Source organism: Pseudomonas sp. 2024-210 (assembly GCF_045062345.1).
Classification (GTDB): domain Bacteria; phylum Pseudomonadota; class Gammaproteobacteria; order Pseudomonadales; family Pseudomonadaceae; genus Aquipseudomonas.
Map to the genome: position 1 here is coordinate 271,455 of NZ_JBJGEJ010000001.1, position 13,394 is coordinate 284,848.

Consider the following 13,394-nt stretch of genomic DNA (forward strand, 5'->3'; position numbering starts at 1 on the left):
TGGAGCCGGGTTACTCGCCGGTTTTTTTATTGGCAAGCGCGGCACAGTGGCACAGCGCGCCCAAGCCCAAGTGCTTGGCGATGAACACACACCGCAAAATGACGAACACACCAACAACCGCCAGCACCTGCTCACAGGCATTCATGCGCTGGACAACATTACAGTCAATGACATCCTGATCCCGCGTAATGAGGTTGAAGGGCTTAACCTCGATGAACCGATCGAAGACCTGATCGAGCAACTGCGCCAGACCCAGCGCACGCGCCTGCCGGTGTTTCATAACGACATCAACCAGGTCGAAGCTATCCTCAACACCCGCCACATCCAGCATATGCTGCCCGATGGAAGCCTGACCAAAGATGCGTTACTGGCCGTCTGCCATGAACCGTATTTCATCCCTGAGAGTACCCCGCTGCAAGTGCAACTGCTGAATTTCCACAAGCAGCAGCGGCGACTAGGGGTGGTGGTGGATGAGTACGGTGAAGTACTCGGCATTGTGACCCTTGAAGACATTCTCGAAGAAATCGTGAGCGAGTTCGAGGATGAGCAGAACATCAACAACCCGCTGATTGATGCTTTGCCCGACGGCCGCTACGTGGTCGATGGCGCCGTATCGATTCGCGAGCTGAATAAGTGCCTGGGCTGGCACCTGCCCTGCGACGGCCCGAAGACCCTCAACGGCTTGGTCACCGAGGCACTGGAAACTATTCCGGAAACCACTGTCTGCGTGAAAATCGGCCGCTATCGACTCGAAATTCTTGAAACCGAAGAGAACCGCGTCAGCCGTGTACTGATCTGGCACAACAGCGTCAAACCCGCGGTTTAATCACCGCACGGGGTCTTGTTACATTCGAACGGGCCTCCCTATACTCCTTCTCGCTTACCCAAGCCTCGCCGACACGCGTGTTACCCACACTCAGCGCTGTCGGCGCGTTGCTTTGCGCAGTACCTGCGTACGTTCCCATCCTGAACTGCGCTTGCACCCTGTTATCCATCAGGGCCAACGACCATAAAAATTGCTCGCCACGTCACGCTGCACAGGCAGACATCGGCACAGAGCGCATAACTGTCAGGGATAAACACATGAGCACCAGCACCACGTACAGCGAAGCTTCGGCCGAGAAACCGGTAAATTCTGCCACCCGCGTTGCCACGGCCAGCTTTATAGGTACGGCCATCGAGTTCTATGATTTCTATGTGTATGCCACCGCCGCTGCATTGGTGATCGGCCCTGTTTTTTTCCCACAGACCTCCGGCACAGCGCAAATGCTGTCGGCGTTTCTGACCTTTGGCATCGCTTTTCTCGCCCGCCCGCTGGGTTCTTTTCTATTCGGCCATTTTGGTGACCGCATCGGCCGCAAATCGACACTGGTCGCCTCTTTGCTGTTGATGGGCGTGTGCACCACCTTGATTGGCGTACTGCCGGGTTACGCCACAATTGGCGCTTGGGCACCGATCCTGCTCTGTGTGCTGCGCTTTGGCCAAGGGCTGGGATTGGGCGGTGAATGGGGCGGCGCGGCTCTGCTCGCAACCGAGAATGCCCCGAAAGGCAAACGCGCCTGGTACGGCATGTTTCCACAGTTGGGGCCTTCTATTGGCTTTCTGGCGGCCAACGGTCTGTTCTTGATTCTGGCCATGAGTTTGAGCGACGAACAATTCCGCGCTTGGGGCTGGCGGATTCCGTTCCTGCTCAGCGCTGCACTGGTGATGGTCGGTCTGTATGTGCGTCTTAAGCTGGAAGAAACCCCGGTATTTGCCAAAGCGGTAGCGCAGCACGAACGGGTAAAAATGCCGATCATCGAGCTATTTAGCCAATATTGGGCACCCATGCTGTTGGGCGCGGCGTCGATGGTGGTGTGCTATGCGCTGTTTTATATCTCGACAGTTTTTTCGCTGAGTTACGGTGTCGCCACGCTGGGCTACACCCGCGAGACATTCCTCGGGCTGCTGTGCTTTGCCGTGCTGTTTATGGCCGCCGCGACACCTTTGTCCGCCTGGGCCAGTGACCGTTACGGGCGTAAACCGGTGCTGATTGTGGGCGGTATTCTGGCGATTCTGTCGGGTTTTTTGATGGAGCCGCTGCTGACACAAGGCTCTACGTGGGGCGTAGCGCTGTTTTTGTGTATTGAACTGTTCTTGATGGGCGTGACCTTTGCCCCGATGGGTGCCCTGCTTCCTGAACTGTTTCCGACCCGAGTGCGCTATACCGGCGCGTCGGCAGCCTACAATCTGGGCGGTATTGTCGGGGCTTCCGCTGCACCGTTTTTTGCGCAAAAGCTGGTGAGCATGGGCGGTTTGAGCTGGGTGGGCGGGTATGTGTCAGGCGCTGCGATCCTGAGCTTGATCGCTGTGCTGTGCTTAAAAGAAACCAAAGAGGCCGACCTGAACAAGGTGGCTTGAACCTCAACAATCCCGTAGCAGCTGCCGCAGGCGGCGTCCGATTGCAAAGCAATCGTAAAACCTCAGAATACGGTTTATCTAATTACCGCAAATTCTGACTTTACGACGACTGCGTCGCCGGACGCAGCCTTTGGCAGCTGCTACGTGTGGGTAAGCGTGTTACAGCTCTACCACGACCGCTTGGGCAGCACGGGTCGCCTTGGCGCGTGCGGCTTCAATCGACTCATCACGCGCCAGGGCTACGCCCATGCGGCGCTGGCCGTTCACTTCTGGCTTGCCGAACAGGCGCAAAGCCGTGTCTGGCTCGCTCAAAGCCCGTTCCAGATTAGCGAAAGCTGTCTGAGTGGATTGGCCTTCGACCAGAATGACTGCCGAGGCAGACGGGCCGAACTGGCGAATCAGCGGAATCGGCAACCCCAGAATGGCCCGCGCATGTAACGCGAACTGTGAAAGGTCCTGCGAAATCAGCGTAACCAAGCCCGTGTCATGAGGACGCGGCGACACTTCGCTGAACCACACTTGATCGCCTTTGATAAATAGCTCAACCCCAAACAAACCACGGCCACCCAGCGCTTCGGTGACCGCCTTGGCAACGCGCTCGGACTCTGCCAGCGCAACCGGGCTCATGGCCTGCGGCTGCCAGGATTCTTGATAGTCGCCTTTCTCTTGACGATGACCGACCGGGGCACAGAACGTGGTGCCACCCACGTGGCGCACCGTCAGCAAGGTAATTTCATAGTCGAAGTCGATAAAGCCTTCGATGATGACCCGACCTTTGCCTGCCCGGCCGCCCTCTTGTGCGTAGTCCCAAGCAGCTTTGACATCGTCGGCAGTGCGCAGCAGGCTCTGACCTTTGCCGGAGGAACTCATCACCGGCTTGACCACACACGGGAAACCCAAGTCCTGCACCGCGCGGCTGTAGTCCTCGAAGGTGTCGGCAAAATGGTAAGGCGAGGTCGGCAAGTCCAGCTCTTCTGCCGCCAGCCGACGAATGCCTTCGCGGTTCATGGTCAGCGAGGTGGCGCGGGCAGTCGGGATGACGGTGAAGCCTTCTGCTTCCAGCTCAAGCAAGGTCGCGGTAGCGATAGCTTCGATTTCCGGAACGATGAAATGCGGCTTTTCCAACTCGATCACCGCCCGCAGTGCAGCGCCGTCGAGCATGTTGATCACGTGGCTGCGATGAGCAACCTGCATGGCCGGAGCGTGTTCATAGCGATCAACGGCAATCACTTCAACGCCCAAACGTTGCAATTCGATGACGACTTCTTTGCCCAGCTCGCCGCAGCCACACAGCAATACACGGGTCGCGGTCGGCGACAATGGAGTTCCGATACGGGTCATTTCAGGTCCTCAAGGAAGCAAATCATCGAAGGCGCTCGCAACGCTTGCGCCTGCTGGGTAGAAAGACCGGCATTTTACATGATCCGGGCGCTCAGGCCTTATTGAGCTGCGGCTTTGCGCAAACGCCAGGCCATCGCCAGCCACACACAGGTCACGCCGGCGAATTTCGAACCCATCGCAGTGAGAATCACGCCCGGCGTAAAGGCGTCGATCATGCCGAAGAAGATGAAGGTATCAATCGGGATACTCAGCGCCGAGCTGATCCACAGACGGTCATGCAACGGTCGTTTGGTGATACTGAAGACCAGCCAGTCAATGCACTCGGACACCGCGAAGGCGGTGGCGCTGGCCAGCGCAATCGAGGGGTCGGAGGTGATGTAAGACAGTACCAGCGCCGCCAGCATGGCCAGCAGTGCGCCGTGGCCGAAGCGGGTTTGCACCATGTCGCGCAGAACGAACACCAGCCCGCCCCAGGCTGACCAGATAATGTCCAGATCGGGCGCCGAGGAGAAGGCGTAGTTGATCAGCACGACGCTGGCGATATAGGCGATAAGAAACAGCATGGCAGCGGGCGACACCTCTGAATAAGGCGCACAGGGTACTTGAGGGCGCGTGCGGGGCCAAGACCCTCACCCCAACCCTCTCCCAGAGGGAGAGGGAGCCGATTTGCGGTGTTCGTGAATCCGCGCGCGGCCAGTCCCCTCTCCCAGAGGGAGAGGGAGCCGATTTGCGGTGTTCGTGAATCCGCGCGCGGTCAGTCCCCTCTCCCGGAGGGAGAGGGGCCGATTTGCGGTGTTCGTGAATCTGCGCGCGGTCTGTCCCCTCTCCCTCCGGGAGAGGGTTAGGGTGAGGGCGCTCTCAGGTTAAGAACCCAGCATCCACACCACACCACTGGCCTTCGCCCGCTCATGGCACAACACCAGCACCTCGCGACGCTCCACGTTGCTCATGCGGCTCCAGCGGGTGATTTCGGCAACCGTACGTTGGCACCCCGAACACACATCATCGTCATCCAGCGCACAAATATTGACGCAAGGCGAGGTAACCGGCCGCTCCACCTCAGTCATCGGCCTGTACCTCAAGGTCACGGGCATAACGCTGGCCATTCTTGACGTAGTTCGCCGCACTGGCCTCCAGCTTGAGCTTTTGCGCTTCGGTCAGTTCACGCACCACTTTGCCCGGCGAGCCCATGACCAGCGAGCCATCGGGTATAACCTTGCCTTCGCCGATCAGGGAGTTAGCGCCAATGATGCAATGCTTGCCGATTCGCGCACCGTTGAGGATCACCGCATTGATGCCGATCAGGCTGTAATCACCGACCGTACAGCCGTGCAACATGGCTTTATGGCCAATCGTTACACCTGTCCCGAGCGTTAAGGGATAACCCATGTCCGTGTGCATGACGGCACCGTCCTGCACATTGCTGTGCTTGCCAATCAGAATCAGCTCGTTGTCACCGCGCAACACCGTGTTAAACCACACACTGGCGCCCTCCTCCAGGCGCACGTGGCCAATCAGCACAGCGGTGGGAGCAATCCAACTGTCAGGGTGTGTCTCGACGAGTGAATCACCCAGGCGATATTTCATGCGTTTGTCCTCAAGGCAGGCGCGGCCGTGTACTGACAGCTCTATATATTGATAAACCGTTGCGGCGGGGTGTGCAGGCAGATATTCACGTCGTCATACAGCAGGTTCATCAGCTCAACGATCATGATTGCCGTCAGCCCCCAGATTTTGTAAACGCCAAAACGGTAGCTGGGCACATACCAACTGCGCCCCTGATAATCAATCCGGTGCGTGTGCTCACGCGGGTCTTCACGGAAAAACTTCAACGGAACACTGAAGACTGCGGCAATTTCGGCATCGTTAGCCACGTACTCAACGTAGTCCGGCACCAAACCGACATACGGCGTGACGCGTATTCCGTGCAGTGACACAAGAGGACTGAGCGGCCCGATCACTTCAACCAAACCAGGCGGCAGGCCAATCTCTTCTTCGGCTTCACGCAGGGCGGTGAACACCAGGTCAGGGTCCTCAGGATCACGACGTCCGCCGGGAAATGCCACCTCACCGCCATGAGTCGACAGACCGCTGGCGCGCAGGGTCAAAATCAACTCGGGCTCAGCACTTCGCGTCACCGGCAACAGCACCGCAGCCTCAGGGAAATGGCGGTCTGTTTCCAGCGTCCTCGGTGTGTAACGACTCACTCGGCTAAGTAGCTCGTCCAGCATAGGTCATCTCGATCCGTCACTTATCGGGCATCATGCACCAATTCACCCGCGGCACCCAAGCCCCACACTGTCGCAGGCTGATAAGCGCAGCTTGCCGTTACCCCGTAATACCCCCCAAGATAGGGGACGCCTCCGAGATCCCAGCATGAAATTTTGCAGCCAGTGCGGCCATTCTGTCAGCCAACATATCCCGCCGGGCGACTCACGCCTGCGCTACGTCTGCCAACAGTGCCAGACCGTTCATTATCAGAACCCCAATATTGTCGCCGGTTGCCTGCCGACCTGGGGCCGTCAGGTGTTGTTGTGCCGGCGCGCCATTGAGCCGCGCAAGGGTTACTGGACGCTGCCCGCCGGCTTTATGGAAAACGGCGAAACCGTCGAACAAGCCGCCCAGCGCGAAACTCGCGAAGAAGCCTGTGCCGAAGTCACAAACCTGAACATCTATACCCTGATCGATGTACCGCACATCAATCAGGTGCATATTTTCTACCGGGCCGAACTGCAAAGCACCGACTTTGCCGCAGGCGAAGAAAGCCTGGACGTGCGCCTCTTCGATGAAGCAGACATCCCTTGGTCTGAGCTGGCTTTCCGCACGGTCAGCCGTACCTTAGAATGCTTTTTTTCCGATCGCCACGAGAACGCTTATCCCGTGCGCAGTGAGGCCGTACCGCCTCTGGCCGGCCTGGTCACCCCCAAACAATAATGTTGTTCGCCACCCTTCAGGGATACCGCTCCAATGCGCTGGTTGCTTGCTGCCCTTTGCTTGTCATTTGCCGTTATCTGCCAAGCGGCTGTTGTCGTCACCGTTAACGGCAAACCCGTCAATAAATATGAAGTGCTTAAACCGAAGCTCGCGCCGCTGCCCGAAACGATCAGCACCAGCGTCGAAAAAATCCTGGTGCTCAAATCAGCGCGTCAATTGCAGCTGATCCAGAACGGTCGAGCCATCAAGACTTACCGCATTTCGTTGGGTAAACAACCCAAGGGCCACAAGCTGCGCGAGGGCGACAAGCGCACGCCCGAAGGCATCTACTGGGTCGACTGGCGCAAAAAAAGCGACAAGTTCAACCTGGCAATGCACATTGACTACCCCAATGTCAGTGACGCCGCGACCGCGCGACGAGAAGGCGTGGATCCTGGTGGCATGATCATGATCCACGGCACGCCCGACACCGAAGAAAATCCCGAGTCACTGTTTCATACGCTGGATTGGACCGATGGCTGTATTGCCATGAAAAACCATGAAATGCGCGAAGTCTGGAATCTGGTCAAAGACGGCACAATGGTTGAGATACGCCCTTAACGCCTCTGGACACAACAATAAAAAACCCGCTGACCGTTACCGGTTCAGCGGGTTTTTTAATGGGCAAGCGACTAGAAATCAGCCAGCTGCGACACCTCATACGCAGGCGTTTCATACGGGTGGCTGAGCTTGAGCGCAGCCACCACCGCCTGAATCAGATCATCGGCAACGACCAGCTCAACTTTCCATTCCCCGACATATTCGACCTGACCGGTTTGCCCGATAAACGGCTGACTGCCGTCCAACGCACGAAACTGGCCCTGACCCATGGTTTGCCAGGCGCAGTGGTCGTAGTTGCCGATTCGACCACCACCGGCAGCGAATACGGCGTCTTTGACCCCATCCACATGGCTGGGCGGAACAAAAAAACTGAGCTTGTACATTCTATTAATCCACCCAGCTTTTAGTTCACCCAAGCGCGCGCATTACGGAACATGCGCATCCACGGTGCATCTTCGTTCCAGTCTTCCGGGCGCCACGAGTTCTGCACGGCGCGGAACACACGCTCCGGGTGCGGCATCATGATGGTCACACGGCCGTCACGGCTGGTAAGTCCGGTAATACCGCGCGGCGAACCATTCGGGTTAGCCGGATAGTTTTCAGTCACTTTGCCGTGGTTATCGACGAAGCGCAGTGCCACTGAACCGGACAGATCCGCTTGCAGCATGGCCTCTTCGCTGGCGAACTCGGCATGACCTTCACCGTGAGCAATGGCGATTGGCATGCGCGAACCGGCCATGCCTTGCAGGAAGATCGAGTTCGATTCTTGCACTTGAACCATCGCTACGCGGGCTTCGAACTGCTCGGAGCGGTTACGCACAAAGTGTGGCCACAGCTCGCTACCCGGGATCAACTCGCTCAGGTTGGACATCATCTGGCAACCGTTGCACACACCCAGGGAGAAACTGTCGGAGCGTTCAAAGAAGCCCTGGAACGCATCGCGTGCCCGGGTGTTGAACAAGGCCGACTTGGCCCAGCCTTCACCGGCACCCAGTACGTCGCCGTAGGAGAAGCCGCCACAGGCGACCAGACCCTTGAACTCGTTCAGGTCAACACGGCCCGCGAGAATGTCACTCATGTGCACGTCGATGGCATTGAAACCGGCACGGTCGAATGCCGCAGCCATTTCAACTTGCCCGTTCACACCTTGCTCACGCAGCACAGCCACCTGAGGGCGAATGCCTTTCTTGATGTACGGCGCGCTGATGTTGTCATTGACGTCAAAGCCCAGCTTGACGGTCAGACCCGGATTGTCTTCTTCCAGCAGCACGTCGAACTCTTGATCTGCACATTCGGCGTTATCACGCAGGCGCTGGATCTGGTAGCTGGTCTCGGCCCACTGACGCTGCAAGGCACCGCGTTGACCTTCAAAGACGGTCTCGCCGTTCAAGCTGATGTTGATTTCGCTGTTGTTCAACGGCTGGCCAATCACGGCCACGCACTCACCCAAACCGGCAACGCTGAACTGGGTCAACACGTCCGGGGTTTCGTCATGACGCACTTGAATCACGGCACCGAGTTCTTCGTTGAACAGGATCGCCGGGATTTCACTGATGTTCTCAGTCAGGCAATCCAGGTTCAGGTTCAGACCGCAGTGACCGGCAAACGCCATTTCCATCACGCTGGTCAGCAAACCACCGTCGGAACGGTCGTGATAAGCCAGCAGATGACCGTCAGCATTCAAACCCTGAATCACGGCGAAGAAGGCCTTGAGGTCTTCTGCGTCGTCAACGTCCGGAGCCACCTTGCCCAACTTGCCGTACGTCTGGGCCAGAATCGAGGCGCCCATGCGGTTTTGGCCACGGCCCAGGTCGATCAGGATCAGGTCGGTTTGACCTTTATCCATACGCAGTTCCGGGGTCAATGTCTGGCGGATATCGAGCACAGGCGAGAAGCCGGTGACGATCAGCGACATCGGCGAGGTGACGCTCTTTTCAGTGCCGTCTTCGTTCCAGCGGGTCTGCATCGACATTGAGTCTTTGCCCACTGGAATCGTGATGCCCAGTTCCGGGCACAGTTCCATGCCAACGGCTTTGACCGTGTCGAACAAACGCGAGTCTTCACCCGGGTGGCCGGCAGCGGACATCCAGTTGGCAGACATTTTGATGTCAGAAATTTTGCCAATGCGCGAAGCAGCGATGTTGGTCAGGGTTTCGCCGATGGCCATACGGCCCGATGCCGGAGCATCCAGCAGCGCAAGCGGCGTACGCTCGCCCATCGCCATGGCTTCACCGGTGTACACGTCAAAGCTGGTCGCCGTCACGGCAACGTCAGCCACCGGCACCTGCCATGGGCCAACCATTTGATCGCGCGCCACGAGACCTGTGATGGTGCGGTCGCCAATAGTGATCAGGAAGCTTTTGCTGGCCACCGCCGGGTGATGCAGAACGCGCTCGACACATTCAGCGATGTTCAGCTCAGCCGGGTCGAAATCATCACCCAGCTCTTGCTCGCGAACGGCCGAACGGTGCATGCGTGGCGCCTTGCCCAGCAAGACTTCCAGCGGCATGTCGACCGGGTTGTTACCGAAATGGCTGTCGGTCACGGTCAGTTGCGGCTCAGCAGTGGCTTCACCGACTACCGCATACGGGCAGCGCTCGCGCTCGCAGATGGCCTGGAAGCGGGCGAAATCTTCAACGCCCACGGCCAGCACGTAACGTTCCTGGGATTCGTTACTCCAGATTTCGTGCGGGGCCATGCCCGGCTCGTCGTTTGGAATGTTGCGCAGTTCGAAGCGGCCACCGCGGTCGCCGTCATTGACCAGCTCCGGGAAAGCATTGGACAGGCCACCCGCGCCCACGTCGTGGATAAAGCTGATCGGGTTTTTGTCGCCCAGCTGCCAGCAGCGGTCGATGACTTCCTGACAGCGGCGCTCCATTTCCGGGTTTTCACGCTGTACCGAAGCGAAGTCCAAGTCAGCCGAGCTTGCGCCGGTGGCCATCGAAGAAGCGGCACCACCGCCCAGACCGATCAGCATGGCCGGGCCGCCCAGCACGATGAGCTTGGAGCCCACAGTGATTTCGGCTTTCTGTACGTGTTCGGCGCGGATGTTGCCCATGCCGCCCGCCAACATGATCGGTTTGTGGTAACCACGCACTTCATCACCGTGCGGCGTGGTGATGGACTGCTCAAACGTACGGAAGTAGCCGGTCAGCGCCGGACGACCGAATTCGTTGTTGAAGGCGGCGCCGCCCAGGGGGCCTTCAATCATGATGTCCAGCGCGGTCACGATGCGCTCAGGCTTGCCGTAAGGCACTTCCCACGGCTGTTCGAAGCCCGGAATTTGCAGATTGGACACGGTAAAGCCGGTCAGACCTGCTTTTGGCTTGGCACCACGACCGGTTGCGCCCTCATCACGAATCTCGCCACCCGAACCTGTCGCAGCACCCGGAAACGGGGCAATGGCGGTCGGGTGGTTGTGCGTCTCGACTTTCATCAGGATGTGCACAGGTTCCTGTACCGCACCGTACTGGCGGGTTTCAGGGTTGGGGAAGAAACGCCCCGCTACGCTGCCGACAATCACCGAGGCGTTGTCTTTATAAGCTGACAGAACGCCTTCGCTGTGCATCACGTAGGTGTTCTTGATCATGCCAAACAGGCTTTTTTCCTGGCTTTGACCGTCGATGTCCCAGCTGGCGTTGAAGATCTTGTGGCGGCAATGCTCGGAGTTGGCCTGAGCAAACATCATCAGTTCGATGTCGTGAGGGTTACGACCCAAACCGTTGAAGGCATTGACCAGATAATCGATTTCGTCTTCTGCCAAAGCCAGGCCCAGCTCGACGTTGGCTTTTTCCAGCGCTGCGCGCCCGCCACCCAACACATCAATCGCGGTCAGCGGCTTCGGTTCGGCATGGCTGAACAGACCGCTAGCCTGCTCTAGGTTGCCCAACACGATTTGCGTCATGCGGTCATGCAGTGCGCCTGCAATCAGCTCGGCCTCAGCATCGCTGAATTGACCCGCCACATAGAAAGCAATACCACGTTCCAGGCGCTGGATTTTATCCAGGCCACAGTTACGGGCAATGTCGCTGGCCTTACTCGACCAAGGGGAAATAGTGCCAAACCGCGGTAACACCAGAAACAGTCGTCCGTTTGGCTCTTGAACCGGCACGCTAGGGCCGTATTTCAAAAGACGAGCCAGGACCTGTTGTTCATCGCTGGTCAGTTCGCCGGTGGCATCGGCAAAGTGGGCGAATTCAGCATACAAACCAGTGACAGCTGGAACCTTGAGGTTCAGTTGTGCAAGCAGTTTGCTGTGGCGAAAGGCAGAAAGGGCAGGAGCGCCGCGCAGGATCAACATCTTCGGGACAGCCTCGGGAGGGGTATGCTTTGAGGCCCGGCATTCTATCGTAAACCGCCGCTGACGGCACCCGAAACGGAACAGCTGACACGCACCTGACGTCACTAACCGACAGAGGCCTTATTCTTTATGGCTATCAGAGTCATCTGACATGGAGCAATCAGCTCTTTAAACCGTGCCTAACCCCCCATTCCACGGGGGTTTAGGCTGTTTTCCCGGCTGTTATCAGAATGACCACACATTGTCGAGATATGGCACCCGCGCTGCTTTGCGTATACTGCGCGAATGTTTTCTCTAACCGTAATCCGCCCGCGCTTCGCCAAATGGCTAATCGCAACCGGACTCTTCCTGATGCTCGGTGCCTGCGTTGAAAAACCCAGCACCCTGGAGCGCATAAAGGAGGACGGGGTACTGCGGGTCATCACCCGTAACAGTCCAGCCACTTACTTTGAAGATCGCAACGGCGAAACCGGCTTTGAATATGAGCTGGTAAAGCGCTTTGCCGATGATCTGGGTGTCGAACTCAAGATCGAAACAGCTGACAACCTGGACGACATGTTCACCAAGCTGGGCCAACCTGACGGCCCGGCTCTGGCTGCTGCCGGACTGGTCAGCAGCGAGAAACGCCTGCAACAAGCGAAGTTCTCCCATCCTTACCTCGAAGTCACCCCGCAAATTATCTATCGCAACGGCCAATCGCGCCCCACCTCTGCGGCAGACCTTGTGGGCAAACGCATCACCGTTCTCAAAGGCAGCTCCCACGCAGAGCAGCTCGCCGAGCTCAAGAAGCAGTATCCGGGTATCGACTATGAAGAGTCTGACGCCGTTGAAGTCGTCGACTTGCTGCGCATGGTCGATGAAGGCCAGATAGACCTCACACTGGTCGACTCCAATGAAGTGGCGATGAATCAGGTGTACTTCCCCAATGTGCGCGTGGCTTTTGACCTGGGTGACGCCCGCAGCCAGCGCTGGGCGGTGATGGCCGGCGAAGACAACAGCCTGTTGAACGAGATCAACAGCTACCTCGACAAAGTCCAGAAAAACGGCACCCTGCAACGCTTGAAGGATCGTTACTACGGGCACGTAGACGTGCTGGGCTACGTGGGCGCGTACACCTTCGCCCAGCACCTGCAAGAACGTCTGCCCAAATACGAAAAATTCTTCAAGGAAGCGGCCAAAAAGGAACAGATTGACTGGCGATTGTTGGCCGCCATGGGGTATCAAGAGTCGTTATGGCAACCTGCTGTTACCTCTAAAACGGGCGTTCGCGGCCTGATGATGCTCACCCAGAACACCGCGCAAGCCATGGGCGTTTCTAACCGGCTGGATGCCAAACAAAGCATTATGGGCGGGGCCAAATACATCGCTCAGATCAAAAGCGAGCTCGACGATGACATCAAAGAGCCGGATCGCACCTGGTTTGCCCTGGCGGCTTATAACGTGGGCGGCGGCCATCTTGACGACGCGCGCAAGCTGGCCAAAAAAGAAGGCCTGAACCCGAACAAGTGGCTGGATGTGAAAAAAATGCTGCCTCGCCTTGCGCAGAAGCAGTGGTACAGCAAAACCCGCTATGGCTACGCCCGTGGGGGTGAGCCGGTACACTTTGTGGCCAACATCCGTCGTTACTACGACATTCTGACGTGGGCCACACAGCCGCAGCTTGAAGGCGATGAAGTCACCGACGGCAAGCTGCACATCCCCGGCATCGACAAGACCAAGCCTAAAGAAGAACCTGCGTTGTAGATTCAACACAAATCCCGTAGCAGCTGCCGCAGGCTGCGTCCGATTGCGTAGCGATCGTAAATCAGAGTTTTGGGAA

General features: G+C 57.8%; 11 protein-coding genes and 1 pseudogene. 5 read left to right on the forward strand and 7 right to left on the reverse strand.

All coding sequences use genetic code 11. The annotated features are described in order from the left end of the window. Positions 1-133: 133 nt before the first annotated feature. Both ACI7MX_RS01265 and ACI7MX_RS01270 read left to right on the forward strand, forming a co-directional pair. Positions 134-826: pseudogene (locus tag ACI7MX_RS01265) on the forward strand (transporter associated domain-containing protein); the annotation flags it as partial. Positions 827-1,083: 257 nt separating this feature from the next. Beyond that, positions 1,084-2,400, forward strand: coding sequence for an MFS transporter (locus ACI7MX_RS01270; RefSeq protein WP_314490065.1), 1,317 nt, complete (start codon positions 1,084-1,086; stop codon positions 2,398-2,400). 159 nt (positions 2,401-2,559) lie between these two features. Here ACI7MX_RS01270 and purT read toward each other — a convergent pair whose 3' ends face one another. The 5 genes from purT to ACI7MX_RS01295 all read right to left on the reverse strand — a co-directional run bounded on the left by purT (position 2,560) and on the right by ACI7MX_RS01295 (position 5,972). Then, complete coding sequence (purT, locus tag ACI7MX_RS01275; RefSeq protein ID WP_405586111.1) at positions 2,560-3,741, reverse strand: formate-dependent phosphoribosylglycinamide formyltransferase; 1,182 nt, start codon at positions 3,739-3,741, stop codon at positions 2,560-2,562. Positions 3,742-3,839: 98 nt separating this feature from the next. Beyond that, positions 3,840-4,304 (reverse strand): VUT family protein, encoded by a 465-nt coding sequence (locus ACI7MX_RS01280; protein ID WP_314490069.1) that lies wholly within the window; start codon positions 4,302-4,304, stop codon positions 3,840-3,842. Positions 4,305-4,604: 300 nt separating this feature from the next. Continuing rightward, entirely contained in the window at positions 4,605-4,808 is a 204-nt protein-coding gene (locus tag ACI7MX_RS01285) for a DUF1289 domain-containing protein (protein ID WP_314490071.1), read from the reverse strand. Continuing rightward, a complete protein-coding gene (locus tag ACI7MX_RS01290; protein ID WP_314490073.1) occupies positions 4,801-5,328 on the reverse strand; it encodes a gamma carbonic anhydrase family protein in 528 nt (175 codons plus the stop codon). Before ACI7MX_RS01290 ends, ACI7MX_RS01285 begins: the two co-directional genes overlap by 8 nt. Positions 5,329-5,369: 41 nt before the next feature. Continuing rightward, entirely contained in the window at positions 5,370-5,972 is a 603-nt protein-coding gene (locus tag ACI7MX_RS01295) for a CoA pyrophosphatase (RefSeq protein ID WP_314490075.1), read from the reverse strand. A 145-nt stretch (positions 5,973-6,117) separates the two neighbouring features. Here ACI7MX_RS01295 and ACI7MX_RS01300 point away from each other — a divergent pair, with 145 nt between their 5' ends. Continuing rightward, a complete protein-coding gene (locus ACI7MX_RS01300) occupies positions 6,118-6,675 on the forward strand; it encodes an NUDIX hydrolase (RefSeq protein WP_314490077.1) in 558 nt (185 codons plus the stop codon). Positions 6,676-6,708: 33 nt separating this feature from the next. Further along, a complete protein-coding gene (locus ACI7MX_RS01305) occupies positions 6,709-7,275 on the forward strand; it encodes a L,D-transpeptidase family protein (protein WP_314490079.1) in 567 nt (188 codons plus the stop codon). A 71-nt stretch (positions 7,276-7,346) separates the two neighbouring features. On the opposite strand, the gene ACI7MX_RS01310 is transcribed toward ACI7MX_RS01305, so the two are convergent. Then, positions 7,347-7,658, reverse strand: coding sequence for a YqfO family protein (locus ACI7MX_RS01310; protein ID WP_314490080.1), 312 nt, complete (start codon positions 7,656-7,658; stop codon positions 7,347-7,349). 20 nt (positions 7,659-7,678) lie between these two features. Beyond that, the gene (purL, locus tag ACI7MX_RS01315) at positions 7,679-11,575 is read right to left on the reverse strand and encodes a phosphoribosylformylglycinamidine synthase (RefSeq protein WP_405586104.1); all 3,897 of its coding nucleotides are present in this window, start codon (positions 11,573-11,575) and stop codon (positions 7,679-7,681) included. Between the two features lie 285 nt (positions 11,576-11,860). Here purL and mltF point away from each other — a divergent pair, with 285 nt between their 5' ends. Next, positions 11,861-13,318 carry a membrane-bound lytic murein transglycosylase MltF gene (mltF, locus tag ACI7MX_RS01320; RefSeq protein ID WP_314490085.1) on the forward strand — a complete coding sequence of 486 codons (1,458 nt, stop codon included), beginning with the start codon at positions 11,861-11,863 and terminating at the stop codon, positions 13,316-13,318. Positions 13,319-13,394 lie beyond the last annotated feature (76 nt).

Excerpts from the sequence above, each read along its gene's own strand:
- ACI7MX_RS01270 (WP_314490065.1), top strand. The coding sequence starts at position 1,084 with ATGAGCACCAGCACCACGTACAGCGAAGCTTCGGCCGAGAAACCGGTA.
- purT (WP_405586111.1), bottom strand. The coding sequence starts at position 3,741 with ATGACCCGTATCGGAACTCCATTGTCGCCGACCGCGACCCGTGTATTG.
- ACI7MX_RS01280 (WP_314490069.1), bottom strand. The coding sequence starts at position 4,304 with ATGCTGTTTCTTATCGCCTATATCGCCAGCGTCGTGCTGATCAACTAC.
- ACI7MX_RS01285 (WP_314490071.1), bottom strand. The coding sequence starts at position 4,808 with ATGACTGAGGTGGAGCGGCCGGTTACCTCGCCTTGCGTCAATATTTGT.
- ACI7MX_RS01290 (WP_314490073.1), bottom strand. The coding sequence starts at position 5,328 with ATGAAATATCGCCTGGGTGATTCACTCGTCGAGACACACCCTGACAGT.
- ACI7MX_RS01295 (WP_314490075.1), bottom strand. The coding sequence starts at position 5,972 with ATGCTGGACGAGCTACTTAGCCGAGTGAGTCGTTACACACCGAGGACG.
- ACI7MX_RS01300 (WP_314490077.1), top strand. The coding sequence starts at position 6,118 with ATGAAATTTTGCAGCCAGTGCGGCCATTCTGTCAGCCAACATATCCCG.
- ACI7MX_RS01305 (WP_314490079.1), top strand. The coding sequence starts at position 6,709 with ATGCGCTGGTTGCTTGCTGCCCTTTGCTTGTCATTTGCCGTTATCTGC.
- ACI7MX_RS01310 (WP_314490080.1), bottom strand. The coding sequence starts at position 7,658 with ATGTACAAGCTCAGTTTTTTTGTTCCGCCCAGCCATGTGGATGGGGTC.
- purL (WP_405586104.1), bottom strand. The coding sequence starts at position 11,575 with ATGTTGATCCTGCGCGGCGCTCCTGCCCTTTCTGCCTTTCGCCACAGC.
- mltF (WP_314490085.1), top strand. The coding sequence starts at position 11,861 with ATGTTTTCTCTAACCGTAATCCGCCCGCGCTTCGCCAAATGGCTAATC.